Raw genomic sequence first — 25,282 nt, forward strand, 5'->3', positions numbered from 1 at the left:
AAGTGAAAACGGTCCACCGGGACTCTTCCGATGACGTCTTACATCGTCGGAAGGTTTGCTTCCCGATGCATGTTGTGATGCGACTCTCACGAGGTCACATGGGGTGCCAGCAGCGTCACGGCGATCAGGGCGGCCGGGAAGCAGGCCAGGAACATCGTGAACGTGTAGCCCATGATGTCGCGCGCCTTCAGGCCCAGGATCGCGAGCGTCGGCAACATCCAGAACGGCTGCAGCAGGTTGGCGCTCGCCTCGCCGAGGTCGTACACCACGACCATCCAGCCCGCGTCGACCTTCAACTCGTTCGCCGCCTGCAGCACGTACGGCGCTTCGATCACCCACTTGCTCCCACCGCTCGGCACGAAGATGCCGAGGATGCAGGAGTAGATCGCGACCAGCGGCGGGAACAGGAACTGGTTGCTTGCCTGCACCAACCAGCCGGCCAGCCGCCCGGAGATCCCGGTGTAGGCGATCATGCCGAAGATCCCGCCGTACAAGGGGAATTGGAGCAGTACGCCGGCCGCCGCCGGTGCACCGTCACGTACGGCGCGAGCCATCCGCCAAGGCCGCCAGTGCAGGAGCAGCGCGAGCAGGAACAGGATGAGGTTGACCGTGTTGAGGTCGAGCGCGTTGAAGAAGCTCTTCCCGCTGAAGTAGCGGACCAGGTAGACCGCGCCGAGCAACACGATCAGCAGACTGAACAGTGGTGAATGCTCCAGCCAGTCACCAGGCCTAGATGCCTCCTGACGCTGACCGTTGTACGCCGACCCGCGGCCGATGAGTGGTTTGAGCTCGATCCCGATCTGCTCAGCGGTCCGTGCATTGCCTTCGCCCGGTGCGATGAACCACGCCATCCCGACGCCGACGACGTACACGATCAGCGTCGCGACGATCGCCTGCCAGGTGAAGATGGTGTCGCTGAGCGGGATCAGACCGCTGGCGTGCCCACTGGCCTTGATGACCTCCTGAACCGGCGGTGGACTGCTGCTCGCACTCGCCACCTGTAGCGCAGCCGAGCCGGACAGCCCCTGCGCCCACACCGTTCCGAGGCCGAGGAACGCCATTGCTCCGAGCGCTCGGTAGTCCGCCTTCGGCACGTTGCGCGCGACCTCGCGCGCCAGGATCGCCGCGAAGATCAGACTGAAGGCCCAGTTCAGGTACGACGCCAGCATCGCTACCGCGGCGACGAACGCGACCGCGGAACGCGGGTCCTTCGGGATCCGGGCGAGTCGCGTGATCAAGCGGGCGATCGGCCCGCTGGTCGCGACGGCGTACCCGCCGATGATGATCATCGCCATCTGCAGGGTGAAGGTGATCAGCGACCAGAACCCGATGCCCCAGGCATCGACCAGCCCGAAACCCTTGGTCGCGGCCGGGTCGTCCGGGCGCTTCAGCAGCGGCTCTCCGGTGACGAGCCCGAACAGCAGCACCACGAAGGTGCCGACCAGGACGAACCCGAACGCGTCCGGCAGCCACTTCTCGGTGAACGCGGTGAACCGTAACGCCAGCCGCGCAAGCGCGCCGTCGGCTTCGACCTCGGACCTGGTGTGCTTCCCATGGCTGTCGGCCATGACCCTCCGCTCCGATACCGCGACTCTGAGTGTCATTCGATTAACGCGGCTCGGCGTCTGACGTAACAAGTTTTCGCGCGGTAGGTGACAAAGGTCGGCTTTGTCAAGAGTTGTCCACAGGCCCGGGGTCTGCTTACAGTGGCGGTGCGATGTATCGAACCGATACATCAGGTCATGACAAACTAGACCGAGGGAGGTGGCTCATGGGAAACCGCAGTGGGGTCCTGGAGCTCGCCGTACTCGGTCTGCTGCACGAAGCGCCGATGCACGGTTACGAGCTCCGCAAGCGCGTCAACGCCCAGTTCGGCTGGGGACGCGTGCTGTCGTTCGGTTCGCTGTACCCGTGTCTGAAGGCGATGCTCCGCAACGGCCTGATCACGGCCGACCCCGGGACACCGGAGTCGGGTCGCCGGCCGAAGATCGTCTACACGATCACCGCCGACGGCAAGGACTACTTCGCGCACGCGATGCACGAGGCCGGTCCGTCGGCCTGGGAGGACGACACGTTCGGCGTCCGCTTCTCGTTCTTCGGCCGGACCGATCCGGCCACCCGGTTGCGCATCCTCGAGGGCCGCAGGGCCCGGATGGAGGAGCGGCTGGCCAACTTCCGGGCGGCGATGAGCCGGACGGCGGAGCGGGTCGATACCTACACCCTCGAGCTGCAACGGCACGGCCTGGAGTCGGCCGAGCGCGAGGTCCGCTGGCTGAACGAGCTGATCGACGGCGAGCGGCGGCAACAGCGGCCCCCTGAACAGCACCAACCGCCTACCCAAGGAGATTCCAGATGACCTCGATCCGCGTAGCGATCGTCGGTGTCGGCAACTGCGCCAGCTCGCTCGTCCAGGGCGTGCACTACTACCGTGACGCGAAGCCCGAAGAGCGCGTCCCCGGTCTGATGCACGTCCAGTTCGGCGACTACCACGTCCGCGATGTGGAGTTCGTCGCCGCGTTCGACGTCGACGGCAAGAAGGTCGGACTGGACCTCGCCGACGCGATCGGCGCCAGCGAGAACAACACGATCAAGATCTGCGACGTGCCGCCGACCGGCGTCACCGTCCAGCGCGGTCACACCCTCGACGGCCTCGGCAAGTACTACCGCGAGACCATCACCGAGTCCGACGCCGACCCGGTCGACGTGGTCGCGACGCTGCGTGAGGCGGCTGTCGACGTACTCGTGTGCTACCTGCCGGTCGGTTCGGAGCAGGCGGCCAAGTTCTACGCGCAGTGCGCGATCGACGCGGGTGTCGCGTTCGTGAACGCGCTGCCGGTCTTCATCGCCGGCACCAAGGAGTGGGCGGACAAGTTCACCGCTGCCGGTGTGCCGATCGTCGGCGACGACATCAAGTCGCAGATCGGCGCGACCATCACGCACCGCGTGCTGACCAAGCTGTTCGAGGACCGCGGTGTCACCGTGGACCGCACGTACCAGCTGAACGTCGGCGGCAACATGGACTTCAAGAACATGCTCGAGCGCGAGCGGCTGGAGTCCAAGAAGATCAGCAAGACCCAGTCCGTCACCTCGCAGCTGCGGGACGAGATCGACCCCCGCAACGTGCACATCGGCCCGTCGGACTATGTGGCCTGGCTGGACGACCGCAAGTGGGCCTTCATCCGGCTCGAGGGCCGCAACTTCGGCGATGTGCCGCTGTCGCTGGAGTACAAGCTCGAGGTCTGGGACTCGCCGAACTCGGCCGGCATCATCATCGACGCGATCCGCGCGGTGAAGATCGCCAAGGACCGCGGCATCGGCGGCCCGATCCTGTCGGCCTCGTCGTACTTCATGAAGTCGCCGCCGGAGCAGTACGCCGACGACGTCTGCCGCGACCTGGTGGAGAAGTTCATCCGCGGCGAGGTCGAGCGCTGACCTCTGGACCGCTCTAGCGCGCCGCCCCGTTCCCGGTTCCGGGTGACGGGGCGGCGTGCCATCATGGCGCCGGATGACCGAAATCCGCGACTACCGCGACGCCGACGCCCCCAGCTGGCTCCAGTGCCGCCTGCTCAGCTTCTTCGGCACGGAGTACTACGACGACGTCGTGGTCGACCGCCCGCGCTTCGAGAACCCGGCACACCGGCTGGTAGCCGTCGAGAACGACACCGTGGTCGGCCTGATGGACGTCGAGATCTTCACCGACCGCGCCACGATCGACGTGCTCGCGATACACCCCGATCACCAGCGCAGCGGCTTGGCCACGCAGTTGCTCGACGCGGTCGTCCCTCGCCTGCCGGGCGGCGTACTCGATGCGTGGACGCGCGGAGACGCGTCGGCGAACGCTTGGTACCAGCGGTCGGGGTTCAGGGAGAACTTCCGCTATCTCCATGTCTACAAGTCGTCGCAGGACGATGCCGACGGCTTCGAGACGCCGGAGGGTCTGGGCAAGCCGGTGACTGCGTTCATGCACGCACCGATCTCGCTCGAGGCTTCTCTGCGCTCGCGTTTCTCGCGTGTCCACATCTGTCGGCAGTACGTGCTGTCGCTATGAGGCTGCACGTGGGTTGTGCGCAGTGGACGCATCCTGCGTGGCCGCAATCTTCTCGGGACAAGCTGCGGTCGTACGCGTCCTGGTGCAATGCGGTCGAGAGCAACACGACGTTCTACGGCACGCCGTCGCGTGCATCTGTGGAGAACTGGGCCGCTCAGACGCCGCCTGATTTCCGCTTCGTGGTCAAGCTGCCGCAAGTGATCACGCACGAGCGGCGGCTCACGAACGTCGAGGCCGAGTTCCGCAACTTCCTCAACGCGATCGAGCCGCTCGGCCCACGCAATCACGCCGTGTGGATCCAGCTGCCGGCCGCGTTCTCCCCCACCGACCTCGGCGCCCTCGCCGCCTTCCTCCATCAGGTGCCCCGCGACCTCCGGTACGCCGTCGAGGTCCGCCACCGCTCCTTCTTCGATGAGCCGGAAGCCGCCGCCAACCTCGAGCGTGTACTCGCCCGCGTCGACGCCGAGTGGATCCCGTTCGACACCGGCACGCTCTTCGCCCAGCGCCCGACCAGCCTCGCCGAGCGCGACGCGTGGATGAAGAAGCCGCGCGTGGCCCGTCGTACTCGTGCCCTCACCGCGTTCCCGATCGTCCGCTATATCGGTCGCGACTCCGTGGCCGAGACCGTCGGGGGCTGGGGATATCTCGTCGAACTGGTCGTGCACTGGCTCTCCGAGGGCCGCTCGCCGACGATCTTCCTCCACACCCCGGACAACGCCGAAGCGCTGAACCTCGCTCGCCACTTCTACGCGACCGTCGCCGCCGCCGTCCCCGAACTCGCCCCGCTCCCAGAGCCCGTCGCCACCGAACCGCCGACGCTGTTCTGAGTTCATCCGTTTGACTACTTCTTCCGTCCCGATGATCCCTTTCCGCTGTTCTTTCGCGGTGCTTGACTGAACGGTGGGGGGACCGGCGCGCCGGTCCATGGCGTCGTGACACCAGGCCGCGACGCTTCGGTGAAAGGGGGCCCCCGATGTCAGTGACACAGACCGAATCCACGCTGCGCGACTACCTCGCCGCGCTGCTGAACGGCGGTGACTTCGCTGCGTTCTTCAGCGACGACATCGTCTGGACGACGATGGAGACCGGGGACGAAGTGCATGGCCGGGAGGCCGTACGCGACTTCATCCTCGCGCTGCACCGCCAGATGTTCGATGCCTCGCCTGAGCTCCGGAATGTTGCATTCGGCGACGGATTCGCGGGGCTCGAGGCCGTGTTCGTCGGGAAGCACAAGGGGGAGTTCGCCGGCGTACCAGCGACCGGAGCCATGGTTCGGATGCCCTACGTCGTCTTCTACGACATCGACGGCGGAAGCATCACGGCGCTTCGCGCGTACTTCCCGATGGCGGCGCTGATCCAGGACCTGCAATCGAAGAACGCAGCCGCCGCGAACTAGTACAGCTCCAGCACACCGGGCGCGGGGCCGCTGACCCGCGCCCTGGGACCCGTAGTTATCCACAGTTCCAAATCCGTCGCAGAATCCGGTCCTGATCTCCGTATGTTCTCCGCCGACTTCACACCTCGGGAGGACATCACATGGAGCATCACCCCGGTACGACGCCGCCCTCGCCCTCGACCCCGATCGCCGAGCGGCAGGCGCGGGCGGATTGGCTGATCACCGAGCTCGGGCGGCTCGCCGCGAACGCCGATGATCCGAGCGAGCGGGCGCGACTTCGCCGTACCGCCGACTCTCTCGTCCGCCTCGCGACCGCCTATCGCTCATGATCAGCACTGCTGTTATCCCGAGCTCCCTCGACGAACTGCTGGCCGCGAGTGGTGAGACCGCGCGGACTCTCGCCGGCGCCGAGCAGTCCGCGTGGAACGGTCGCGTCATCGAGTCCACCGGCCCCGTCCTCGGCCTCGCCCATTGGGACGGGACCCTCTATCTCGACAGCGAAGCCATCCTCGACCCGCTACGCCACCTCTACGAACACCCCGGCCAGCAACACCCCACGTCGGCCCTCGTCCAGTACCGCGAGTCCCTCGCCACCCTGCTTCACGAACACGCCCACTTCCTCGGCCCGTCCGGCTCCACGCAGGACGCAGCACGCGAGGCGTTCGTCAAACCCGGCAGCCGCCAACTGGAGGAGGGCGTCACCGAGGCCTGGGCGCAGGATCACCTCGACGACTACGTCCACCGCCTAGGCGTCGACAAGGTTGCCCCCGGCATCGAATCCGTCCAGGCCGGCGGGTACTACGCCGCATTCGTCCCCGCCGTCCGCAAACTCACCAGCGACCTAGACTCCCGCAACGATCTGTCCCGAGGCGAAGTCATCGATCTCCTCAACCGCGAGACGGCAGCCGGCCAATTCCCCATGCTCGTCACGCTCGTCTACAACTCCACCCGTCTCCCCGATCTGGAGCCGGACGGCGCCGACACCCGATCCCGCCTGGAGTCCATCCTCCGCGCGGGCCTCGACCACCTCGACGCCTACGAGCTCACCGCACCCGGCTTTGCCGCAGCCAAGTCCATCTCGACCGCCGACCAACTCCTCGACTACCTCAACCAGGAAATCCAGTCCGCCGAGTCCGCCTACACGTTCAGCCCGCTCCACGCCGATCGCGCCCCGACCCACGCCAACGCCTGCGCCCTCCCGCCGCCAGTCCCGACCCCGCCACCCCACGAAGCGGCACTGTCCGGTCCCACACCTTCATCACCGCATGAAGTAGCCCTGTCCGGTCCCACACCTTCATCACCGCATGAAGCAGCCCTGTCCGGTCCCACACCTTCATCACCGCATGAAGTAGCCCTGTCCGGTCTCGCACCGCCATCCGCCACTCGCAGCCAGTCCGCACACCTCCACCCCGCCCGAGGCCGACCCGTCGCCGCACTGACCTCGCACGTCCATGAACGCCGCCGTGAACGCTATGGATGACGCGCACCCCGGGAGGCTCCCCCTCACGAACCCGGTCGGTCGGGATACTGAGCTATGGACTATCGGACGTTTGATGCGGAGTACGCACAAGTGCTGGCTGCCGCGCGCTCGATGGACTCGGCCACACTCGCGGGTGAGGTGGAGCGCTTGCGAGCCCTCGCTCCCCTCGTCGAACCGCGATCGGACCAGAGCCAGGCCGAGTTGCTGGTCAGCCAACTGTCCGAGGTTCTCGATATGGAGCAACCGCCCGTCTCCGACGCGATGGCAGCGGCCGTCCGCGCCCACCGCCGCGCACGCAACGCCCAGGGCAGCTCCACCGAACGCATCACCGCGCTCCGAGCCGGTATCGACGACATCGGCCAGATCGCCGACACGGTCGCCGGCACAACAGAACAGCACCAGATCCTCGCCCTGACCGACTCCCTCGGCCTGCAGATCGAAGCACTGGAGAACTCCCCAGCCCCCAACCCCGACAGATGAGCCCGGACTGCAAGACCTCACACCAACCCCTGGGCCAGGCCAGCACCAAGTCACACCAGCTCCTGAGCCTGAACGGCAGGACGCCACACCAGCGCGTGGACCCGAACGGCAACACAGCACACCAGCCTCTGAGCCAGAACGGCAGGACGTCACCCCAGCCCGTTGGCCCGACCGGCAACACAGCGCACCAGCCTCCGCGCCCAGAGGGCACGACCCCACGCCAACCCCTTCGCCCGGACGGCACCACCTCACACCGGCCTCTGGGCCTGGATGGCAAGACATCACGCTGGCGTCTGAGGTCGGGCGGTAGGTCGGCATACCAGCCTTCGGCTGGGGGCTGACGGCTGTGGTCGCTGGCTTTGCTCAGTTGATGGCTGAGCAGGCTCAGGTGGCGGTGCGGATCACCGGTGCCGATCACACGTCCTGGAACCGGGTCTGGCATGCGCTCGAGGCTGATGACAGGCGGTGGGGGCTGGCCTGTCGGGACAACTCGCTTCGTTACCACCCGGAGCACATCGTCGAGTCGCTCCAGACCATGTTCGACCGGGCCGGCGAGCGGCACGGCGACTGGACGCTGCAGCGGTTCAAAGAAGCGATCCGGGTCGTGCTGCACGAGAACATCCACCTGCTCGCGGCGAGGGGGACGTCGCACTCGACCGGGATGGATGCTTACAAGCAGCCGGCGCACGAGGTCGTCGAGGAGGCGGCGACCGAGCTCGCGACGCAGATCCTGCTGGACAGGTACATCGCCGAGCTTGATCTGGAGCGCATTGCACCGGGGATCAGCGAGGTCAGCACGCCTCCGCCGTACGGCGAGTATCGGCCGGCGGTCGAGCGGTTCGCGAACGCTGTCGGTGCGCGCACAGAGCTGTCTGGAGACGAGGTGATCCTGCGAATGGCGGTGGTGAACGCGGAGGACAAGTTCCGGGTTGCTGCCGAACTGCTGTACGACAAGACGCTGTCCGACGTGGTGCCTGAGCAGGCGCGTGCCGGTGCGGTCGCGGAGATCGAGGCTGCGATGAAGCCGGCGTTCGCGTCGATCCACGGGTACGACCCAAAGATCCTCTTGACGTGAAGATGTCCGCGCTGGCCGGCCTGGAGGCGTTCCAGCAGGCCAACACGAAGATCAACGACCTCGCCGAGTACTGGTCGGCGAACCAGGATCTCCGTCGGAGCATGGATGCCGGGCTCGGTGCAGCACCGCCTCTCCACAGCGCGCAGGGCCCGGCTTCGGGCGCCACTGCAGCTCCCCGCCGCCCGGCCAGCCAACCCCAAGCCCACCGAGAGCCGCCCACCTCCCGCGGAGACTGACGGGTGATTGCCGGGGTGGTTGTTCGTGCGGGGTGGTCGCCCGTGCGCGGTGGTCGCCCGTCCGGGGTGGTTGTTCGTGCGCGGTGGTCGCCCGTGCGCGGTGGTCGCCCGTGCGCGGTGGTTGTTCGTGCGCGGTGGTCGCCCGTCCGGGGTGGTCGCCCGTGCGCGGTGGTCGCCCGTCCGGGGTGGTCGCCCGTCCGGGGTGGTCGCCCGTGCGCGGTGCTCGCCCGTGCGCGGTGCTCGCCCGTGCGCGGTGCTCGCCCGTCCGGGGTGGTCGCCCGTCCGGGGTGGTCGCCCGTGCGCGGTGCTCGCCCGTGCGCGGTGCTCGCCCGTCCGGGGTGGTCGCCCGTCCGGGGTGGTCGCCCGTGCGCGGTGCTCGCCCGTGCGCGGTGCTCGCCCGTGCGCGGTGCTCGCCCGTGCGCGGTGCTCGCCCGTCCGGGGTGGTCGCCCGTCCGGGGCGGTCGCCCGTGCGCGGTGCTCGCCCGTGCGCGGTGGTGGTTGCCCGTCCGGGGTGGTCGCCCGTGCGGGGCGGTCGCCCGTGCGCGGTGCTCGCCCGTGCGCGGTGGTGGTTGCCCGGGCGAGGTGGGTGCCCGTGTGTGGTGGGTACGGTGTCTGGGGTTCGGGTTTGTTGGGTGGTGAGCGGAGGCGTTTGGTGGAGTTCGTGGGCGAGGGCGCGGGGATGGCTGCTGGGTTGGTGGAGTTGCGGCGGGCTTTGCATCGCGCGCCTGAGGTGGGGTTGCAGCTGCCGGGGACTCAGGCGTTGGTGCTGGACGCCATCGGCGGGCTGCCGTTGGAGGTGACAGCCGGCAAAGAGCTGACCTCCGTGGTGGCGGTACTGCGAGGTGGCGCGCCCGGGCCGACCGTGTTGTTGCGCGGCGACATGGACGCGTTGCCGGTGGTCGAGGAGACCGGCCTCGAGTACGCCGCCGAGAACGGGAACATGCATGCCTGCGGCCACGACCTGCACACCGCGGGCCTGGTCGGAGCGGCTCAGTTGCTCAGCGCTCATCGCGAGGAGCTGCGGGGCAACGTGATCTTCATGTTCCAGCCGGGTGAGGAAGGCCTCGGCGGAGCGGGGTACATGCTGCGCGAAGGTCTGCTGCAGGCAACCGGCGACAAACCGATCGCGGCGTACGCGCTGCATGTCTGGGCGCAGGCCGGGAAAGGCGTGTTCCAGATGCGTCCCGGCACCATGATGGCCAGCTCGAACCAGCTGCACATCACGGTGCACGGGAAGGGCGGGCACGGGTCGCAGCCGGATCGGTCGGTCGACCCGGTGCCGGTGGTGGCAGAGTTGGTGCTCGCATTGCAGACGTACGCAACCCGCCGGGTGAACGTGTTCGATCCCGTGGTCATCACAGTGACCCAACTCGAGGCCGGCGTAGCAATCAACGTCATCCCGAACACGGCCCGCCTCGGCGCGACCGTCAGGACGTTGTCCGATGCAACGCTCGAGCAGTTGACGCACGAGCTGCCGGCGCTGGCCGAGCGGATCGCGGCGGCACACGGCTGCACGGTCGACGCGCAGCTCAACCCGCAGTACCCGGTGACGCTCAACGATGCCGCGCGTACGGCGGAGACCTCGCAGATCCTGACCGGCTTGTTCGGCGAGGACCGGGTCCAGCACCTGGAGAACCCGTTGATGGGGGCCGAGGACTTCTCGATGGTGCTCAAGGAGGTGCCCGGCACGTTTGTGATGGTCGGCGCGCGGCCGGACGACGTCTCCGCGGAGGAGGCGCCGTCGAACCATTCGAGCATCGTGCGGTTCGACGACGCCGTCCTCACCGATCAGGCGGCGGCGCTGGCACAGCTCGCAGCACACCATCTGATTCCGGCGTAGGGCCTCGCTGGATTACCAGGCAGGCCCTAAGCCTGGCCTGGGGCTGGTCAGTCCGCCAGAGGCCGACCAGCCCCAGGGTTCAGGAGGGCGAAACGTTCAGGGTGTACGCGCCGCGGCTGCCGTACGTCGAGTAGCCGGTGTTGAGCGGGTCGCCGTAGCCGACGTTGTCGATCCGCAGGTAATACGTACCCGGCTGGAGGGCGCCGCTAACACTCGCGCCGAGACCCGTCGGCGTACCGGCGTCGCTCTGGCCGGAGGCCGGGTCGTTCGAGGCAACGACCGCGCCGGAGCTGTCGAGCAGGTCCAGCTTGATGTCGAGATTGCCACCGGTCGGAGCCGGGCTCGCGGAAGCGGTGTAGTTGCCCGCGGCACTCACGTCGACGCGGTACACGTCGGTGTCGTCCTCAGCCGCGATGATCCCGGACACCGGCGTACCGACGGTCAGCGCAGCGGCGTCGCCAGTCGTGCCACCAGCCTCGTCGGCGCGCAGAGCCAGGCCGTGTGTGCCGACGACCGCGTAGTCGTCTTCCTTGTTGTTCGCGTCGGCGTACTCACCCTTGCTCCACTGGCTGATACCGCGGTAGTAGCCGACGCCCATGATCGGCGCCCACGCGCCATGGCCCTGGTAGTACCCGACGGTCGACGTGCCGTCGTGGGAAAGCCCGACGTTGTGACCGGCCTCGTGCGATGCCGCCTCGGCGAGGTTCTTCGCACCGGTGCCGACGCCCTTGGTGAACACCAATGCCGGCTGGTAGTAGTCGTGCTGGCTCGTGCTGTCGTACACGCCGACGTACGCGACCCCGCCGCAACCACAGCCCGACTGGTACCAGGTGTCCGGGTCGATCAGCACACGCGTGCCGTACTGCTCGTCCGACGCACCGGACCGGTCGATCGCGGACTGCGGCGGCTCCTGTGTCGTCACGTCGACGTCGAACGTCGAGTAGTCCTCAGCCACGCGAGCCCACACCTCGTGGACCACGTCCTGCTCGGCGGTGCTGTAGTTCGCCGGGTCGCCGTCGGTGTCGTACGCCGAGACGTTCACCGGGTCGATGCCCTTCGACGCGTTCCACGCCGTACCGGTGATGGTGTGGCCGTCGAAGTCCAGGTAGAGCACGCGGTTCGAGCCGGGCTTGCTGTGCAGCTCGAACGCCGGACCGGTCGCGCCCGCGACGGCGGTGCGCGCCCAGCGAGGCGATGCCTCGGGAGCCTTCTGCGCACTGGTCAGACCGGGCTCGCGGAAGAACAACTTGCTGTCGGCATCGAGCCACGCGGCCTTGTCGTTGGCAAGGATCTGCCGCAACTTGTCCACAGGCATCCGGTTGTGGTCGGCAACGTCAGCGAGTCGCGACTGAACCTTGCCGAGCGCGGCGCCACCCGCCAACGGTTGCGACAACAGCTGATCGACGGGCGTCTGCTGCGCATCGGCCTGGGTGCCGGCGGCGACAGCCAACCCTCCAAGAACAACGGCACCGGCGCATGCGAGCGCGCCGGTACGGCGGAATCTAGTCACTCGGAATCCTCCTCACAGGATTCCCCCCGGTTTTGGGCGGTTCCCCCCAAGAACCCGGGGCCGTCGATCTCGGTGGGATCGACGGCCCCGGGTGGTTCGGGTATCAGCCCGCGGTGACGCGGACCGAGTAGGCGCCGCGACTGCCGTAAGTCGAGTAGCCGGTGTTCAGCGGGTTGCCGTACCCGGTGTTCTCGATCCGCAGGTAGTAGCGGCCCGCGGTGACCTGGCGGCTGATGCTCGCGCCCAGACCGGTCGGCGTGGCCGCATTGGACTGGCCGGACGCCGGGTCGGCGGTCGCGACGACCGCGCCGGACGAGTTGAGCAGCTGGAGCTTGATGTCCAGGTCCGCACCGGAAGCGGCGGCCGAAGCCGCGAAGGTGAACGTGCCGGCCGCGAGGTCGATCCGGAAGGTGTCGACGTCCGAGTCGTTCGCGTAGATGCCCTTCACGCTGGTCCCCAGCGTCAACGCGGTGGCGTCCGACGTGCCGTTGCCGTGGTCGTCGGCCCGCAGCGCCAGCCCGTTCTGGCCGATCACCGCGAAGTCGTCTTCCTTGTTGTTGGCGCCGGTGTACTCGCCCTTGCTCCACTGGCTGATCGCCTTGGAATAGCCGACGCCCATGATCGGCGCCCAGGCACCGTGCCCGGCGTAGTACCCGACGGACGCCGTGCCGTCGTGCGAAAGCCCGACGTTGTGGCCGGCTTCGTGCGACGCGGCCTCCGCGATGTTCTTCGCGCCGGTGCCGACGCCCTTCGTGAACACGAGCGCGGGTTGGTAGTACGAGTGCTGGCTGGTGTTGTCGTACACGCCGACGTACGCGACCCCGCCGCAACCGCAGCCGGACTGGTACCAGGTCGTCGGGTCGATCAGCACGCGCGTGCCGTACTGCTGGTCGGAGGACCCAGTGCGGTCGATCGCCGCGGCGGTCGGCTGCTGCGTGGTCACGTCCACGTCGAACGGCGCATAGTCCTCCGCGACCCGGGCCCACACATCACGTACGACGTCCTGCTCGGCGGTACTCCAGCTGTTCGGGTTCCCGTCGGTGTCGTACGGCGTGACGTTGACCGTGGCCGGCTTGCCGCCGGCGTTCCACGCCGTACCGGTGATCGTCTGGCCGTCGAAGTCCAGGTAGATGACCCGGTTCGAGCCCGGCTTGCTGTGCAGCTCGAAGGCGGGACCGGTCGCGGCGGCGACTGCGGCACGAGCCCAGCGCGCGGACGGAGCGGCTGCGGACTTCCGCTCGGCAGCGGTCGCGACCCGCTCGCGGTAGAACAGCTTGCCGCCGCGGTCGAGCCAGGCGGTCCTGTCCGTCGCGAGAATCTGCCGCAGGTGATCTGTGGACAGCTTGTTCTGGTCAGCGACCTCGGCGAGCCGGGACTGGACCCGTCCGAGCGCGGACTTGCCTTGCAGGTCCTGGCCGAGCAACTGGTCGATGGGGAGCGGAGCGGGTTGCTGGGCGTCGGCCTGGTTGCTGACGACGACTGCGACGGCTCCGAAGACAACTGCACCGGCTACGGCGAGGGCACCGATCCGGCGGGGGCGGGTGTGCATGCTTGGGGTCCTCCTCAGGGACTCCGGGGCGGCCTCACATCTCGTGCGTGGGCACGCACTGTGCGTAGCCTGCCCGAAGGTCCCCTCCCCGGTCTAGATTCGTCTCGGTATTTAACGCCGACTTGGGAGGGGCCTCAGATGCGCTACATGATGATTTTCAAGGCGAGCGAGGAGTCCGAGGCGGGTGGGCTGCCGAGCGAGGAGAGCCTGACCGCGATGGGTCTGGTGATGGCGGAGATGGCCGAGAAGGGCGTCCTGCTGGCGGGCGACGGACTGCTGCCGAGCTCGATGGGTTTCCGGCTCGGGTTCGACGACGAGAAGGAGCGCCGGGTGATCGACGGCCCGTTCGCCGAGACCAAGGAGCTGATCGCCGGATTCTGCCTGATCGAGGTCGCGTCCCGCGAGGAAGCGATCGAGTGGGGCTGGCGCTGCGTGGCGGCCGACGGCCGCACCGACGGCGAGCTGGAGATCCGTCCGGTCCCGACCGCCGAGTTCTTCGGTGACAACTACACCAGCGAGGCGCGCGACCGCAACGACACCACTTTCCAGAAGGCCGCCGAGAACCTTCAGAACAGCAATACCTGACGGATCGACGTACCGGCGGCCAGGTCATCGAAGGCTTGGTTCAGGTCGTCGAGCCCGACGGTCGCGGTCAGCAGCCGGTCGACCGGGAGCCGGCCGGCCCGGTACAGGGCGACGTACCGCGGGATGTCTCGGGACGGGATCGACGAGCCCAGGTAGGAGCCCTTCACCGTGCGTTCCTCCGCGACGAGGCTGACCGCCGGAACGCTGAACGACTGCGACGGATGCGGCAGGCCGACCGTGACGGTGGTCCCGCCGCGTCGCGTGGCGGCGTACGCCTGCTCGAGCACCTTCGCGCTGCCCACGGTTTCGAAGGCGTAGTCGGCACCGCCTGACGTCGCCGCTCGCACCTGGTCGACCCCGTCAGCGGCGTCGAGTGCGTAGGTGGCGCCCAGCTCGAGCGCCAACTCCAGCTTGCTGGGCACGACGTCCACCGCGACGATCGGGTGCGCTCCGACGAGGACGGCGCCAAGCAACGCGGACAGGCCGACGCCACCGAGACCGAAGATGACGGCACTACGACCGGCACGGACCTGGGCTGTGTTCACCACGGCGCCGACGCCGGTCATCACCGCGCAGCCGAACAGCGCGGCGATCTCGGGCGGGAGAGACGGGTCGATCTTCACCGCCGAGTGAGCGGAGATCACCGCGTGATCCGCAAACCCTGACACACCCAAATGGTGATGTACGTCGGTCAGGCGGCGGGTGCCCGAGAGGAGGGCACCGGCAGTGTTTGCAGCGGCGCCGGGCTCGCACAACGCCGGTCGGCCCTCGGCGCAGGGAGCGCAGGATCCGCAGGCGGGGACGAAGGCGCAGGCGATCACATCGCCCGGCGCGAAGCCGGGAGCCTCGGACACGATGACTTCGCCGGTCGCCTCGTGGCCGAGGAGCATCGGCATCACCCGTGGGCGCGAGCCGTCGATCACCGACAGGTCCGAGTGGCACAGGCCTGCTGCGCGGATCCGGACGAGCAACTCTCCCGGACCGGGCGGCGCGAGCTCCACCTCTTCGATCCGCAGCGGGCGCGACGAGGCGTACGGCGCCGGCAGGCCCATCTCCCGCAGTACGGCGCCGCGCACGATCATCCCGTGATCCCTTCGAGCGCGTCGCGGATGCGATCCGGGACCGGCACCGGGCGGCGATCCTCGCGGGTCACGAAGACGTGCACGAACCGCCCGGTCGCGGCCGGCTCGTCCGATCCCTCACGGAACAAGGCGATCTCGTAGCGCACGCTGGAATTGCCGAGCTGACCGCACCGCAACGCCGCATCCACGACGCCAGGGAACTCCAGCGGTTGCTTGAACGTGCACTGCGAATCGACGCAGAGCCCGATCACGTCACCGCCGTGAATGTCGAGACCACCCGACCGGATCAGGAAGTCGTTGATCACGGTGTCGAAGAAGCTGTAGTACTCGACGTTGTTGACGTGCCCGTAGACGTCGTTGTCCTTCCACCGCAGCGTGATCGCGAGGTGGTGCGGGTAGCCGCTACGGTCCATCCGGACAGCTTAGAACTACAGCTTTAGGCCGACGCCCGCTCCCACAGCTCCGTCGCGTCCACCAATGGCCTTTACAGAGGATTGAATTAAGACTGTCTTCCAAAGGGTGAGGGGGCGTCATGGGTGATGTGGTGCAGGGGCGGCAGACGGCGGCGTACGACGGGGAGTTGGTTGTCTTCCTGATCGGGATGCGGGTCAATTCCGTGTTCAAGGTGCGCGAATGGCTGCCGGTGGCGAAGGCGATGGGGCCGATGCTGCGGGAGTTGATGAAGGACAAGGACAGCGGCCTGCTCGGGTTCCGGACGCTGCCGACGTGGCGCGGGGTCACCTTGATCCAGTACTGGGAGTCGGTCGAGAAGCTGCAGGCATTCGCCGGCGACAACGGCCGCACCCACCGGCCCGCGTGGGTCGAGTACTTCCGCAACTCCTACAAGGGCGGCGCGGTCGGCATCTGGCACGAGACGTACGTCGTACCGGCCGGCAACATCGAGACCATCTACGGCAACATGCCCCTGTTCGGGCTGGGCCGGGTCAAGGGCGTCGAGGCGGTCGGCGGACACACCGACACCGCAGCCCAACGCTTGCATCAAACCGAGTAGCCGGGCGCGACATGTAGTGCGGATACAGTGCAGACGTGCGGTTTCTCCGGGATCTGTGGACGTTGCTGCAGCGTCGCGATTTCCGGCGGCTGTTCGCGGTGCGGCTCACGTCGCAGTTCGGCGACGGTGTGTTCCAGGTGGCGCTGGCGTCGTACGTGCTGTTCTCGCCGGAGCGGGCGCCTGACGCGGCAGCGATCGCCGGGCTGTTCGCGGTCGCGCTGCTGCCGTACTCCGTCCTGGGCCCGTTCACCGGCGTACTCCTCGATCGGTGGTCGCGCCGGCAGATCCTCTTCGCCGCGAACCTGACTCGCGCCGTGCTCGTCATCGGCGTCGGCGCGATCGTCGCGGCCGACAACGCCGGCGTGCTGTTCTATGTCGCCGTGCTGCTGACGCTCGGCGTCAACCGCTTCCTCCTGTCCGGGCTGTCCGCCGGACTCCCGCACGTGGTCGAGCGCGACGAACTGGTGATGGCCAACGCAGTCACCCCGACCAGCGGTACGGCGTTCTTCCTGATCGGCGGCGGTGTCGGCGCCGGGGTGAAGCTGGTCGTCGACTCGGATCTGACCGTCCTCGGGCTGACCGTCGTCATCTACACGGCTGCCGCGCTACTCGCGCTCAGGCTGCGGCGCGACCAGCTCGGCCCTGACCTGAACGGCGACGAGCCCGGCATCCGCGAGGCACTCCGGACGATCGCGGCCGGCCTGATCGACGGCGCCCGACACCTCAAGGCACGCCCGCAGCCGGCGCTCGGCCTGGCAGCGATCGGCTCGCTCCGGTTCTTCTTCGGGCTGATGACGGTCGCGATGATCCTGCTGTACCGCAACTACTTCTACGGTCCCGGCCAACTCGATCAAGCGTTCGGTGCGCTGGCGATCGCGACGGGTGCGGTCGGTGCCGGGCTGTTCGTCGCCGCGCTCGTCACGCCGTGGGGCACGCGCGTGATGTTGCTACGGCAGTGGATCACCTGGCTGTTCGTGGGTGCGGCAGTCGTGAGCGCCATACCGATCGGGTTCTACACCAAGCCGGCGCTGGTGGCCGGTGGGTTCCTCACCGGTTTCTGCGCGCAGGGCATCAAGATCAGCGTCGACACCCTCGTGCAGACGGGTGTCGACGACGTGTACCGCGGACGGGTGTTCTCGCTCTACGACATGATCTTCAACGTCGGGCAGGTCTCCGCGGCCGCACTCGGCGCGGCGATCCTGCCCGACAGCGGGAAGTCCTACGCCGTCCTGGCGCTCATCGTGGTCGGCTTCGCCGTGACCGCCTTGGTGTACGGGCGGCTCAGCTCACGTGCCGCGCAGCGCGGTGATCGGCTGGATGGCGGAGGCCTTCCAGGCGGGATACGTGCCGGCGACCAGACCGATGAACGCACCCAGCAGGGGTGAACCGAACGCCAGCCGGTTGTCGAGGATCGGTGTCCAGTCCCGGATCCACGACACGCTCACGGTGAGGATCACGCCCACCGCCGTACCGAGCAAGCCACCGAGGAATCCGACGATCACGCTCTCGACCAGGAACTGAACGGCGATATGTCTTCGCGCCGCGCCCAAGGCTCGTCGCAGACCGATCTCGGAGATCCGTTCCAGGACTGACAGCAGCGTGACGTTCGCGATGCCGAGACCGCCGACCAGGAGTGCGACCGCGCCGAGCAGCAAGAACAGCGCGTTCAGGTCGGACTCGACACCCTTGCGTACGGCGCCCTGCTTGGGCGGAGCGTCGACGCGCAAGGTGCTCGGGTTGTTCGGCTCGATCGCGATCGGAGCTTGCTCCGCGATGAGTTGGGCGGCGCCGACCGCCGTACGGATCTCGACCGCGTCGGGCGACTCGAGGTTGTACGCGGTACGGGCCGCGCCGTTCGGCATGATCACCGCGTCGTTGAGCTCAGCCCGGCCGCTGACCGAGTCGAGGATGCCGATCACCGTGTACGGCTCGTCGCCGATGAACACCGCGGGCTGCGAGTCGACCCGGTTGATCCCGAGCCGCTCGGCAGCGTGCTTGCCGAGGACAACTACTTTGTCGGCACGCTGGTCGTGGCCCTGGTCGAAGAACCGGCCAGTCTGGAGTGTCGCGCGTACGGCGTCCCACAGGCCGGCGGACCCGGCCATCACCTGAAGCGCCTTGCCGGCGCCGTTGTCCAACCCGGTGACGTTCTGGACCAGGTCATCGCCGATCTCGAGGTTGCTGACCGTGCCGACTGCTTCGACGCCGTTCAGCCGCTTGATCCGGTCGGGCGCATCCCACGGCAACTGCGTCGCAGCTTCCCCTTCCTGCCCGCCTTTGTCGTCCGGCTGTACGACTACGCGGGTCGCCGCAGCAAGGTCGAACCGTTGCGTGATCTGCCCGGCGGCCGTCTGCCCCAGCCCCACAGTTCCCACCAGAGCCGCAACACCGAGCACGGTGCCCAGCGTGGTGAGGATCAGCCGGGTAGGACGGGCGGCGACCCCGGCCAACGCTTCGTCGAGGAGATCGCGCACAGCCGGACGAGATCTCAAGCGGCGTCGCCGCGGCCGCCCCGGTCCGCCGCCGGGTGAGGTGGACGGCCCGCCGGCGGGATCCGGGGGGCCTGCTTGGGTTACCACTGCAGGGTTCCGTCGACGATGCGGACCTGGCGCTGGGCCCGGCGGCTGACCTGGGCGTCGTGGGTGATGACAGCCAGCGTCATGCCCTCGGAATGCAGTTCGTCGAACACTTGCAGGATCGCCTCCGCGTTGGCGCTGTCGAGGTTGCCGGTCGGTTCATCTGCGAGCAGGAGGCTCGGTTCCGCGACCAGGGCCCGCGCGATCGCGACCCGCTGGCGTTCACCACCGGAGAGCGTGGTCGGCGCGAAGTCCATCCGATGCGACAGCCCGACCCGCTCGAGCGCTACCCGGGCACGGGCCAGACGCTCCCGGCGCGGCACCCCGACGTACACCATCGAGAGCGCGACGTTCTCCAGCACGGTCCGGTGGTCGAGCAGATGGAACGACTGGAACACGAACCCGATCCGCTCGCCGCGCAGTACGGCGCGACGCCGCTCACGCAGGCTCATCGTGTCGACGCCGTCGAGCCGATAGACCCCACCCGTTGGGTTGTCCAACAATCCGAGCAGATGCAGCAGCGTCGACTTCCCCGACCCGGACGGCCCGACGATCGACAGGTACTCCCCCTGCCCGATCGTCAGATCGACCCCGTTGATCGCCCGTACCTCGGGCGGCCCCTCGAAGAACCGCCGTACGCCGATCATCTCGACGACCGGCGCCGGCAGCGCAACGGCAGTGGCAGTCATTTGCCCACCACCACCTGATCGCCGTCGGACAACTTCGCGTCGCCCCTGGGCGTGACCTGCGCGAACCCGTCCGCGGACAGCCCGACCGTGACCGGCACCAGTTCCACCTGACCGTTCCGCAGTACTTCGACGCGCGAGCCGCCGTCCGACCCGGACGACAGCGCCGCCAGCGGTACGGCCAGAACCTTGCCGCTGGTGCTCTTCACCGGGATCGTCACCCGCACGTTCGCCTCCCGCAGCAGCGCCAACTGGCTCGCGGTCAACGCGTTCGGCGCGACCACGACGTCGTACGTGCTGCCGTTCTTCGCGACCCGGCGGACCTTCGCCGCGATCGCCGTACCATCGAGATCGAGCGACGCGACCATGCCGGCCTTCAACCGCTGCGCCGTCTCGGCGTCGACCTTGAGCGTCACGACCAGGGACGAACCGCTGGCCGACATCACCACGCCGTTCACCGTGCCGCCGCGCTCGACCTTCACGTCGTCGACCCGGCGCGGCAGCGTCTTCACGTAGACCACCTCGGACACCGGCAGCGGCGTACCGGCCTTGAATTTTGCCTCGCTCTCCGCATCCTCGGCGTCCGCGAGGTTGTCCTCCGCGTCGTCCACAGCGCCCTGCTGCACCGTGGTGTCCTTTGCCTTGGCCGCCTTCGCCGCCTTCAGCTGGGACTGCGCCTGCCGGAGCTGGTTCTTCGCGGCGTCGACCTGCTTCTTCGCCTGGTCGACGGCCTGCGTCAACCGCTCCTCCGGCTCCGGGGCGTCGTACCCGGCCTTCTCGTAGAGCTCCTCGACCGCGGCCGAGGTGTCGAGCGTGTACTCGTCGTCCACGGTCCCCGGGTCGAACCCGAGCCGGTCCAGCGTCTCCTCCAACTGCAGCACATCCGGCCCCTTGCTCCCGGGCGACAGCGTCCGATACATCGGCAGTACGCCGGCCAGCCCGATCACCGGCCGGCCGGTGATCTCGAGCAGCGCCTTGCCCTCGGTGAGCGTCGACCCGACCGTCGGCACCTTTCCCGTCACGATCGCCGGCGTGGTGAGCCCGCTCGTCTCGACCCGGATGTTCACCGCGCCGTCGAACGAGGCATCACCGCGGCCGACCACCTTGCTCGACAGCGCCTTCTTCGCCACCGGCACGGTGATCTGGGAGGCTTTCGGCGCCGCGGTCTTCGCGGCCGCGTCCTCCGGCGAGCTGATCCGGCTGCCCGCGGCCACGCCGACGCCGAGCGAGACCACGGCCACCCCGGCCACGCTGACAAGGACCCGGCGGCGGGACCTGGGCGAAGCGGTCACCGGTTCGCCATCTCGTCGCGGTACGCCTCGAGCTCGGTCTTGTGCTGGTCGACGAACTCCTTCTCGGCGTCGTACTGCACCTTCTTGTAGGCGTCGTCGTACCCCTTGGCCTTGCACTTCTGATCGGCCACCGCGAGGTCGATCTCGAACTTGCGCAGGTCGGACAGCTTGGCCGCGTCGACCTTGTCGAACGACGGCGGACCGGTGATCGTCTTCGACGGACCGCCCTTGGCCGGCGGCGTGTTCCCGGTCAGCGCGTCCAGCTTCGTCTGGACCTGGGTGCGCGGCTCGTCGACCTTCTTGAACCCGGAGTGCCCGGAGTCGGCCATGCAATCGGACCAGGCGCTGGCCGCGTCGACGACCCGCTGGTCGGCGTCGATCCGCTTCTGCAGCGCCTGGATGTCCTTGAAGAGGCTGTCGAACTTCTTGAAGTCCGCGCCCCGGTCCTGGCCCTTGCCGTAGACCTGCTCGATCGCCTTGCCCCGGCAGCCCAGGTCCTGCTTGCCGCTGTCGGACGGGCCGCCGCCGCTGCCCTGGATCACCACCGTGCCGTTGCCGGTCGCGTTCGGTCCGTTGAGCGCCTTGTCGTACGCCTTCTGCGCGGCCGGCGACAGCGCGCTGCGGATCTTCGTGTTCGGGTTCGTGTCGTCGTCGCCGGCCTTGGACCAGTCGATCGTGCTGATGCCGTACCCGTACTGCTGGGCGAACTTGTCCGGCGGCAGGTTGAACGCGTCGCTGAACTTGCTCTTGGCGTTCTGCTCCGGCGGTACGGCGACGTAGTCGAAGCCGGCGGTCTTCATACACGCGGCGGTGGCGTCCTCGACCTTGCGCTGTTTGGCCAGCTCCTCCTCGCTCGGCTGCTGCGCGCCGCCGGCCCGCACCGCGAGCTTGACCCCGCTGCCGCCGGACGAACTGACGAACCCTTCGCCCATGTACTCCGCGAGCGGGCTCTTGTCGCTCTTCTGGTCGCCGGACGCGACCGGCGCCTTGTCGTTCCCGCAGCCGGCCACCGCGAGGATGGCCAGCAGGGCTAGCGCGGATGCAGTTCGTGAGGTCTTCATGGCGGTCGAGCGTGCCGTCGCGGCAATGAAGAACCTGTGAAGGACCGGTATGCACCCGATGCTCTCAGCCGATCTTCATCGGATTCTCATCAATCTCGGGGACATTGAGGACTATGCCAGCCCGGATCCTCGTCGCCGAAGACGACCTGAAGCAGGCGGAGCTGATCCGGCGGTATCTCGAGCGGGAGGGGCACCTGACCGTCGTCGTGCACGACGGCCGGGCCGCGATCGACGAGGCCCGCCGGCGCAGCCCGGACCTGCTGGTGCTCGACGTGATGATGCCGAAGGTCGACGGTCTCGACGTCTGCCGGGTGCTGCGTGCCGACGGGCCGGGCGATTCAGGGGTGCCGATCATCATGCTGACCGCTCGCTCCACCGAGGACGACCTGCTGCTCGGGCTCGACCTCGGCGCGGACGACTACCTGACCAAGCCGTACAACCCGCGCGAGCTCGTCGCCCGGGTGCGGACCGTACTGCGGCGGACCCGCGTGCGCGCCGAAGGCGAGGTGTACCGCGTCGGCGAACTGGAGATCGATCCGAGCCGGCACGAGGTCCGGCTGGCGGGGCAGCCGATCGAGCTGACGCCGGCGGAGTTCAAGATCCTTGCCTGCCTTGCTGCATCGCCGGGGCGGGCGTTCTCGCGGCAGCAGTTGCTCGAGCACGCCTTCGGGTTCGACCACTACGTGTTCGACCGGACCGTCGACGTCCACGTGATGAATCTGCGGAAGAAGATCGAGCCGTCCGCGGTTCCGACGTACCTGAAGACCGTGTACGGCGTGGGCTACAAGCTGGCCGACAAGGTGGTCAGCCATGCGTCGTAGTGTGCTCGTCCGCTTTCTCGGACTGTCGCTCGCGGTCGCGCTCGGCGCGGTGATCGCGACCGCGCTGATCGCGACGTACAGCACGTCGGAGAAGTTGCAGGGCGAGATCGACGCGAACACCGGACAACTGCAGGTCGACGGCGAGATCTACGGGCAGCTGTCGAAGTACGCCGCGGACCATCCGACCTGGTCGGGTGTGGACAAACTCGTGCACGAACTGGGCGACAAGCTCGGTCGCCGGGTCGCGGTGACCACCGACGACGGCTCGGTGATCGCGGACTCGGCCCGGATGCTCGGCGCCGCGCCGGCGCTCCCTTCGGTGCCAGCGGCAACCATCGACGCACGGAACGCCGGTGTCTCGAAGCTGTCCGCGATCTCGGGCGCGGCCGTCTTCGCCGCTCGCAAGACCGTTTCCACCGGCACGGCAGGCGGGTTCGTCGCAACGGCGGCCGTGGCCCCGCCGTTCATGGTCTACCCCGACTGGGGCATGACCGACGAGGAGAAGCAACAGCGCCAACGGCTGGCCGAGCAAGCGAGGAACTGCTACATCGCGAAGGGCGAGTCCGCGACTGTCATGGAGACCGGCGGCGTCCCGCAGGTGATGATCGAGACGACAGAGTCAGTGGCCGGGGTCCGCGTGCAGAAGCCGGGGGTCGCCGCGAAGGACGACACCTGCTCGCAGCCGGGCCAGAGTGCCCCGAGCGCCAAGGCCAAGATCGTCAACGACGACGAGGTCCGGCGCGCGGCCGCGTGCCTGGATGCCGCGGGCGTCCTGTACCAGATCAACGACTTCGCAGGGCTGAAGTCGGTCGAACCCAAGATCAAGGGAGACGTCCCGGCCAAGTTCGACGACTGCACCACGCAGGCGCGTGTCCAGGCGTTGACGCCGTACGTCGCTCCGCCGGCGAAGCTGTATCTGGGCGCGAAGAGCACGTTCAACGTGTTCTCCGGCGAGGGGCTCCTGCGTACGGCGGCGACTGCGCTCGGCGTACTGCTGATCGCGGCGCTGGTGATGATCTTCGCGGGACGGCGGCTGGTCCGGCCGATCGTGGCGCTGACGGGTGCGGCCCAGCGGATGCGGAACGGGGATCATGCGGCCCGCGTACCGGTGAGCGGGAGGGACGAGGTCGCTCGGCTCGGGCATGCGTTCAACGACATGGCCGAGTCCATTCAGCGGCACGATTTCCAGCGGAAGGCGATGGTGAGCGACGTGGCGCATGAGCTGCGTACGCCGCTGGCCAACATCAAGGGCTATCTGGTCGCGTCCGAGGATGGCGTGGTACCGCTCGACAGTGAGCTCGTCACGTCGTTGCTGGAGGAGACCGAGCTGCTGGAACACTTGGTTGCCGATCTGCAGGACCTCGCGCTCGCGGACGCCGGCATGCTCCGCCTACACCCGGCTCCCCGCGACCTCACCGAACTCGCACAACAGGTCGTCGCCGCGCACCGCCCGTCCGCCGACGCAGCCGACGTCACCGTCACTGCTGTTGGTGAGACCTCCCCCGCGGTGGTCGACAGTGCACGCATTCGTCAGGCGCTGGGCAACCTGGTCTCGAACGCCATCCGCTACACGCCGATGGGCGGCAACGTGATGGTCGGCGTACGACGGGTTGGCGACGGCTACAACTTGAGCGTCACCGACAACGGCAGCGGGATCGCCGAGGAGCACCTGCCGTACGTGTTCGATCGCTTCTACCGCGCGGAGCACTCCCGCAGTCGGAGTACTGGTGGAAGCGGGCTCGGTCTCGCCATCACCAAACACCTGGCCGAGGCACACGGCGGCAAGATCACAGTCACCAGCCGCCTCGGGTCCGGGTCCACCTTCACGATCTGGCTCCCTGCGGCTGCCACACTGTCCGGGTGACACAGCCTCCGTACCCGTCCGGACCCCAGAACAGTGGCTGGCAGCAACAGCCCCCACCCGGCACCCCTGCCGGACCCCCGGGACCGAACGGACCAGCCGGACCAGGCGGTCCGGCGTGGGACGGACGGGGGTATGCGCCCGGGTTCGAGCCGCGCGGGCCGAAGCGGTCGCGGACGAGCTTGTATGTGGTCATCGCGGCAGCCGGGATCATCGTCTTCCTCGGCGTCGTCGCGCTGCTTCTTCCGGGCCTCATGGGCGGTGACGACGACCAGGGCGGCGGCCCGACCGCGCCGTCCCCCGCGGCGGCTCGACCGACCGACTCACCGCAGCCGACCGCCCAGGCATCGGAGACGCCCGGCGGCCCCCGCCTCACCGAGGCCACGACGCTCGCCACCAGATTCCTCGCGTACCTCAACGCGAACGACCAGGCGCACGCAACAACGCTCGCCTGCGCGGACAGCAAGAACCTGCTGGCCGGCCAACTGATCGTCACGATCGACCCACCGACCAAGCTGGTGGTGAGCGGGCCCGCCGCCTCGGTGAGCAGCTACTACCCGCGGATCTCGGTCCCGTTCTCCGGCACCACGAAGGGCAGCGTTCCGCTGGCAGGTACCGTCGACATCATGGACCAGCCGACCCGTCCGCTCTGCGTTCGCCTGACGTCGGTCGCGCACTGAGCGGTCCTGCTC

The 25,282-nt window shown here is 68.2% G+C and carries 26 protein-coding genes; 17 read left to right on the forward strand and 9 right to left on the reverse strand.

The window, feature by feature from the left end; translation table 11 throughout:
* Positions 1 to 86 precede the first annotated feature (86 nt).
* Positions 87 to 1,568 carry a short-chain fatty acid transporter gene (locus ACQPYH_RS44210; RefSeq protein ID WP_432884600.1) on the reverse strand — a complete coding sequence of 494 codons (1,482 nt, stop codon included), beginning with the start codon at positions 1,566 to 1,568 and terminating at the stop codon, positions 87 to 89.
* 203 nt (positions 1,569 to 1,771) lie between these two features.
* Between ACQPYH_RS44210 and ACQPYH_RS44215 the strand changes: the two genes are divergently transcribed.
* From ACQPYH_RS44215 to ACQPYH_RS44265, 11 genes are all read left to right on the forward strand, one after another.
* The gene (locus ACQPYH_RS44215) at positions 1,772 to 2,356 is read left to right on the forward strand and encodes a PadR family transcriptional regulator (protein WP_134106506.1); all 585 of its coding nucleotides are present in this window, start codon (positions 1,772 to 1,774) and stop codon (positions 2,354 to 2,356) included.
* Entirely contained in the window at positions 2,353 to 3,432 is a 1,080-nt protein-coding gene (locus ACQPYH_RS44220) for an inositol-3-phosphate synthase (RefSeq protein WP_432884602.1), read from the forward strand. Before ACQPYH_RS44215 ends, ACQPYH_RS44220 begins: the two co-directional genes overlap by 4 nt.
* A gap of 73 nt (positions 3,433 to 3,505) precedes the next feature.
* The gene (locus ACQPYH_RS44225) at positions 3,506 to 4,048 is read left to right on the forward strand and encodes a GNAT family N-acetyltransferase (RefSeq protein ID WP_432884604.1); all 543 of its coding nucleotides are present in this window, start codon (positions 3,506 to 3,508) and stop codon (positions 4,046 to 4,048) included.
* Positions 4,045 to 4,875, forward strand: coding sequence for a DUF72 domain-containing protein (locus ACQPYH_RS44230; RefSeq protein ID WP_432884607.1), 831 nt, complete (start codon positions 4,045 to 4,047; stop codon positions 4,873 to 4,875). Before ACQPYH_RS44225 ends, ACQPYH_RS44230 begins: the two co-directional genes overlap by 4 nt.
* Positions 4,876 to 5,021: 146 nt before the next feature.
* Positions 5,022 to 5,444: an ester cyclase gene (locus ACQPYH_RS44235; protein WP_432884609.1), complete on the forward strand. Its 423-nt coding sequence runs from the start codon at positions 5,022 to 5,024 to the stop codon at positions 5,442 to 5,444.
* A 140-nt stretch (positions 5,445 to 5,584) separates the two neighbouring features.
* The gene (locus ACQPYH_RS44240; protein ID WP_432884612.1) at positions 5,585 to 5,773 is read left to right on the forward strand and encodes a hypothetical protein; all 189 of its coding nucleotides are present in this window, start codon (positions 5,585 to 5,587) and stop codon (positions 5,771 to 5,773) included.
* Positions 5,770 to 6,924, forward strand: a complete 1,155-nt coding sequence (locus tag ACQPYH_RS44245; RefSeq protein ID WP_432884614.1) for a hypothetical protein — start codon at positions 5,770 to 5,772, stop codon at positions 6,922 to 6,924. The genes ACQPYH_RS44240 and ACQPYH_RS44245 overlap by 4 nt, the downstream gene beginning before the upstream one ends.
* A 54-nt stretch (positions 6,925 to 6,978) precedes the next feature.
* Positions 6,979 to 7,404 (forward strand): hypothetical protein, encoded by a 426-nt coding sequence (locus ACQPYH_RS44250; protein ID WP_432884617.1) that lies wholly within the window; start codon positions 6,979 to 6,981, stop codon positions 7,402 to 7,404.
* A gap of 370 nt (positions 7,405 to 7,774) precedes the next feature.
* Positions 7,775 to 8,479, forward strand: coding sequence for a hypothetical protein (locus tag ACQPYH_RS44255; protein ID WP_432884620.1), 705 nt, complete (start codon positions 7,775 to 7,777; stop codon positions 8,477 to 8,479).
* Positions 8,476 to 8,715: a hypothetical protein gene (locus tag ACQPYH_RS44260; RefSeq protein WP_432884623.1), complete on the forward strand. Its 240-nt coding sequence runs from the start codon at positions 8,476 to 8,478 to the stop codon at positions 8,713 to 8,715. The genes ACQPYH_RS44255 and ACQPYH_RS44260 overlap by 4 nt, the downstream gene beginning before the upstream one ends.
* 652 nt (positions 8,716 to 9,367) lie before the next feature.
* Complete coding sequence (locus ACQPYH_RS44265; protein ID WP_432884625.1) at positions 9,368 to 10,555, forward strand: M20 metallopeptidase family protein; 1,188 nt, start codon at positions 9,368 to 9,370, stop codon at positions 10,553 to 10,555.
* A 79-nt stretch (positions 10,556 to 10,634) separates the two neighbouring features.
* On the opposite strand, the gene ACQPYH_RS44270 is transcribed toward ACQPYH_RS44265, so the two are convergent.
* Together ACQPYH_RS44270 and ACQPYH_RS44275 are read right to left on the reverse strand one after the other, a co-directional pair.
* Complete coding sequence (locus ACQPYH_RS44270) at positions 10,635 to 12,065, reverse strand: pre-peptidase C-terminal domain-containing protein (RefSeq protein ID WP_432884628.1); 1,431 nt, start codon at positions 12,063 to 12,065, stop codon at positions 10,635 to 10,637.
* A gap of 103 nt (positions 12,066 to 12,168) precedes the next feature.
* Positions 12,169 to 13,614, reverse strand: coding sequence for a zinc-dependent metalloprotease family protein (locus tag ACQPYH_RS44275; protein ID WP_432884630.1), 1,446 nt, complete (start codon positions 13,612 to 13,614; stop codon positions 12,169 to 12,171).
* A gap of 138 nt (positions 13,615 to 13,752) precedes the next feature.
* Between ACQPYH_RS44275 and ACQPYH_RS44280 the strand changes: the two genes are divergently transcribed.
* Positions 13,753 to 14,199: a YciI family protein gene (locus tag ACQPYH_RS44280; RefSeq protein ID WP_432884633.1), complete on the forward strand. Its 447-nt coding sequence runs from the start codon at positions 13,753 to 13,755 to the stop codon at positions 14,197 to 14,199.
* Here ACQPYH_RS44280 and ACQPYH_RS44285 read toward each other — a convergent pair.
* Entirely contained in the window at positions 14,181 to 15,281 is a 1,101-nt protein-coding gene (locus ACQPYH_RS44285) for a zinc-dependent alcohol dehydrogenase family protein (protein WP_432884636.1), read from the reverse strand. The two genes, ACQPYH_RS44280 and ACQPYH_RS44285, sit on opposite strands and share 19 nt — an antisense overlap.
* Positions 15,278 to 15,694, reverse strand: a complete 417-nt coding sequence (locus ACQPYH_RS44290) for an acyl-CoA thioesterase (RefSeq protein WP_432884638.1) — start codon at positions 15,692 to 15,694, stop codon at positions 15,278 to 15,280. The genes ACQPYH_RS44285 and ACQPYH_RS44290 overlap by 4 nt, the downstream gene beginning before the upstream one ends.
* A gap of 119 nt (positions 15,695 to 15,813) precedes the next feature.
* Here ACQPYH_RS44290 and ACQPYH_RS44295 point away from each other — a divergent pair, with 119 nt between their 5' ends.
* Together ACQPYH_RS44295 and ACQPYH_RS44300 are read left to right on the forward strand one after the other, a co-directional pair.
* Positions 15,814 to 16,293, forward strand: coding sequence for a DUF4188 domain-containing protein (locus ACQPYH_RS44295; protein WP_432884641.1), 480 nt, complete (start codon positions 15,814 to 15,816; stop codon positions 16,291 to 16,293).
* 35 nt (positions 16,294 to 16,328) lie between these two features.
* A complete protein-coding gene (locus tag ACQPYH_RS44300) occupies positions 16,329 to 17,678 on the forward strand; it encodes an MFS transporter (protein WP_432884644.1) in 1,350 nt (449 codons plus the stop codon).
* Here the strand turns inward: ACQPYH_RS44300 and ACQPYH_RS44305 are convergent.
* From ACQPYH_RS44305 to ACQPYH_RS44320, 4 genes are all read right to left on the reverse strand, one after another.
* Entirely contained in the window at positions 17,580 to 18,767 is a 1,188-nt protein-coding gene (locus tag ACQPYH_RS44305; protein WP_432884647.1) for an ABC transporter permease, read from the reverse strand. The two genes, ACQPYH_RS44300 and ACQPYH_RS44305, sit on opposite strands and share 99 nt — an antisense overlap.
* Before the next feature lie 98 nt (positions 18,768 to 18,865).
* A complete protein-coding gene (locus ACQPYH_RS44310; protein WP_130443229.1) occupies positions 18,866 to 19,558 on the reverse strand; it encodes an ABC transporter ATP-binding protein in 693 nt (230 codons plus the stop codon).
* Complete coding sequence (locus tag ACQPYH_RS44315) at positions 19,555 to 20,796, reverse strand: peptidoglycan-binding protein (protein ID WP_432884650.1); 1,242 nt, start codon at positions 20,794 to 20,796, stop codon at positions 19,555 to 19,557. The genes ACQPYH_RS44310 and ACQPYH_RS44315 overlap by 4 nt, the downstream gene beginning before the upstream one ends.
* Before the next feature lie 47 nt (positions 20,797 to 20,843).
* Positions 20,844 to 21,908 carry a hypothetical protein gene (locus tag ACQPYH_RS44320; RefSeq protein ID WP_432884653.1) on the reverse strand — a complete coding sequence of 355 codons (1,065 nt, stop codon included), beginning with the start codon at positions 21,906 to 21,908 and terminating at the stop codon, positions 20,844 to 20,846.
* A 113-nt stretch (positions 21,909 to 22,021) separates the two neighbouring features.
* Between ACQPYH_RS44320 and ACQPYH_RS44325 the strand changes: the two genes are divergently transcribed.
* From ACQPYH_RS44325 to ACQPYH_RS44335, 3 genes are read left to right on the forward strand one after another with little or no spacing between them, the layout of a single operon-like run.
* Positions 22,022 to 22,729: a response regulator transcription factor gene (locus ACQPYH_RS44325; protein WP_130443235.1), complete on the forward strand. Its 708-nt coding sequence runs from the start codon at positions 22,022 to 22,024 to the stop codon at positions 22,727 to 22,729.
* On the forward strand, positions 22,719 to 24,593 hold the full coding sequence (locus tag ACQPYH_RS44330) for a sensor histidine kinase (protein WP_432884656.1): 1,875 nt from the start codon (positions 22,719 to 22,721) through the stop codon (positions 24,591 to 24,593). The genes ACQPYH_RS44325 and ACQPYH_RS44330 overlap by 11 nt, the downstream gene beginning before the upstream one ends.
* Positions 24,590 to 25,270: a hypothetical protein gene (locus ACQPYH_RS44335; RefSeq protein WP_432884659.1), complete on the forward strand. Its 681-nt coding sequence runs from the start codon at positions 24,590 to 24,592 to the stop codon at positions 25,268 to 25,270. The genes ACQPYH_RS44330 and ACQPYH_RS44335 overlap by 4 nt, the downstream gene beginning before the upstream one ends.
* The last annotated feature ends 12 nt before the right edge of the window (positions 25,271 to 25,282 follow it).

This window comes from Kribbella sp. CA-245084 (genome assembly GCF_050942355.1).
Classification (GTDB): Bacteria; Actinomycetota; Actinomycetes; order Propionibacteriales; family Kribbellaceae; genus Kribbella.